Genomic DNA, 2,805 nt, shown 5'->3' on the forward strand with positions numbered 1-2,805 from the left:
AACCGCCGACACCATCGGTCAAAGCATGGGGGCATCGCGGCTGGGGTTGTCTCTTTCATCGCTGCTCTTTCAACGTAAAGTGCTTACTCTTTAACGATTATACTCGATTTGATCTTTATTTGGCGTTTAAGTCCCAATAGGGGAAATTATAATCAAATCCGTCTGAGAAGGACGGGTTATTTAGATTAAAAACTGATTTTATTGTAATTTACTAGACAGTCTTAGGGGTGAATTTTGCTTGTCTATCAGTGAAGATAAATATCGTCGTCTGCGTCAGGAATTAATCGGGGGAATTTTTGCCCTGATCGTGGTGTTTTTGCTGGGTACGCTTTGGTATCATCTGATCGAGGGTTGGAGTTGGCTAGATTCGGCCTATATGACGATTAGTACCCTCGCTACCGTCGGTTTTGGCGAAATTAATCCCCTAGGTGAACGGGGACGACTGTTTACAATGGTTTTGATCGTGATGGGAGTAATCACGATCGGTTATATTGTTAATCGCTTGACCGAAGCTTTAATTCAAGGCTATTTTCAAGAGGGACTCAAACAGAGACAGGAGAAACGCGTGATCGATCGACTATCGGAACACTATATCATCTGTGGTTTGGGTCGCACAGGTAGACAGGTGGCGATCGAATTTCACGCCGAAAATATTCCTTTTGTAGTTATTGATACAGACCCCCTACAGGTAAATCGGGCCAAAGAATTAAATTATATTGTTGTTCAAGGAGATGCCACCTTAGATAAATCTTTACAAATGGCAGGAATTGAACGCGCTATTTGTATTGTGGCCGCTTTAACTTCCGATGCGGAGAATTTATATACAGTTTTGTCTGCTAAAACTCTTAATCCGAAAATCCGCGCCATTGCTAGGGCCAGTACCGAGGAAGCAGTACAAAAATTACAACGGGCCGGGGCCGATGCGGTAGTATCTCCCTATATTACCGGCGGTAGAAGATTAGCGGCCGCGGCCCTACGACCCCAGGTGATGGATTTTGTCGATGGTATTTTAACCGGAACCGATCGATCGTTTTATATGGAGGAATTTTTAATCGATCCGAGGACTTGTCCCTGTGTCGGTTTAAGTCTTAGTCAAGCACATTTAAGATCTCGATCGGGGGCTTTAGTTTTGGCTATACGTCGCGCTGATGGTACGCTAATCGGGGGACCGACTGGCGATACGGAATTAATGGCCGGGGATCTGTTAATTTGTATGGGAACGGCCGAACAATTACGCAGTTTAACTCAGATTTTAATCCCTATGCGCTCAGATGGTTTACGTTTACCGAAGCATTAGTTAAAGAATCGATAAAAAATCCACTGGTAGCATTGCGGGAACAGGGGAAACTGCAAAATCTCTTAGGTTTCGCGTTATGATTATTTCTAGCTTTTCTGATTCAGCAACGGCACTGGTAACGGCATCTTCAAAATCTTTCATCTGACTTGCCAATGCTTGCCTAATTATTGCATCTGTCACCCTAGCAACTTGCAAATTCTCTAGAAGACTTATCACCAACTTTCTTGAGCTTTCTCTTCCATTTTCTCTAGACAAAATATCATAAATATTAGTGACGGCATGACCAGAAATATATCCTTGAGTTTTACCTGTCTTAACTGTATTTAATGCTTGTACAGATGCTTGAAAATGTGGTTCACGCTTACCCAAAACATCTAGCAATACATCACTATCGAATAGGACTCGTTTCACCGATACTTCTCCACTAAATAATCAATATACGATTCTTTTGGGTCTTCTCGTCCTAAATCGACAACCCCCACTAAGTCTCTTGTCCAAGGATCAAGATCGCTTAAATCATCTGTTAGGGAATGAGAAGTAGTTTCTGAGGATACATTCTGACGAAAAACACGCCCATATTCTAATGCTTTCTCAAAAACCTCCTGATCAGAAATTGATCCAGAAAGATTATCTAACCAGTTTTCAGACGAAGATTTTTCAGTTTCCAAATCGACCAAACCTGTTAAATTTTGTGTAGAGGCATCAATATCATTGAAATTATCTGCTAGGGAATGATAAGTAGTTTCTGAGGATACATTCTTAGGATTAAATCGCTCTTGAATTCTGAAAATTATTAAACTACTATAAGCTCTCAATTGGGTGACTAAATGCGATGTTTCAGTATCTTGGAAATATTCGGTTATAGTACGATTAGAAACCGATAGAGCATTTTGAGCAAACTCATAAACTTGCTCTAATTCTGAATCAGCAAACATATCAATAAACACATCTATCGTTTCCGAGAGAATGCGTGAACCTTCCACCACTCTGATTAAATCGGCTTTTTCCTCACCAGTCTTTCCCTCATTGATCTGAGCAAGGCTGATAAATAATTTAGCATAGGCAGTTACTCTATCGGTAAATTCATTGATAATCTCAATCAAATTTATTGCCGAACCCTCATTCTTATATTGTTCCCATACCTGAAACCATAATTCATCAATTTGACAAAATATATCGGCTCTTGCTTGATAAGTTTTAGAGTTATCCTTAACTTGCTCAAGTAAAATTTGAGTTTCTTGTAGTAAATTATCCAGGATGATTCGATCAGAATCGTTTATAATTTGATTGAGTTTATCTGTAATATCTTGGAGATTTTCTAACAAAAATTGTCCTAAATTTTCCCGTTCGACTGAACTTGGCAGACTATTCATCGGAAATTTTGGGTCTGAAACCCCGCCGTTCTAGGTTGGCTTTACGTTAGAATTAAAAGGCCAGTCTCGAAAACCAAGTGGACGGCGCAGCACCTTGAAAACTCGGCTTAGGGGGTTCCGACCAGAAAAGCTTGG

The 2,805-nt window shown here is 40.5% G+C and carries 3 protein-coding genes; 1 reads left to right on the top strand and 2 read right to left on the bottom strand.

Going from position 1 to position 2,805, the window contains the following annotated elements:
* The first annotated feature begins 238 nt into the window (after positions 1 to 238).
* On the top strand, positions 239 to 1,297 hold the full coding sequence (locus tag O9295_RS13975; RefSeq protein ID WP_125732212.1) for a potassium channel family protein: 1,059 nt from the start codon (positions 239 to 241) through the stop codon (positions 1,295 to 1,297).
* Here the strand turns inward: O9295_RS13975 and O9295_RS13980 are convergent, their stop codons facing one another.
* Entirely contained in the window at positions 1,298 to 1,708 is a 411-nt protein-coding gene (locus O9295_RS13980; RefSeq protein ID WP_288033401.1) for a PIN domain-containing protein, read from the bottom strand.
* Positions 1,705 to 2,670, bottom strand: coding sequence for a hypothetical protein (locus O9295_RS13985; RefSeq protein WP_288033403.1), 966 nt, complete (start codon positions 2,668 to 2,670; stop codon positions 1,705 to 1,707). The genes O9295_RS13980 and O9295_RS13985 overlap by 4 nt, the downstream gene beginning before the upstream one ends.
* Between the last annotated feature and the right edge of the window lie 135 nt (positions 2,671 to 2,805).

It is taken from the genome of Microcystis sp. LE18-22.4A (assembly GCF_027531105.1).
Classification (GTDB): Bacteria; Cyanobacteriota; Cyanobacteriia; order Cyanobacteriales; family Microcystaceae; genus Microcystis; species Microcystis aeruginosa.

Bases quoted from the DNA above. Each gene is read 5' to 3' on its own strand.
- O9295_RS13985 (WP_288033403.1), bottom strand. From the start codon at position 2,670: ATGAATAGTCTGCCAAGTTCAGTCGAACGGGAAAATTTAGGACAATTT.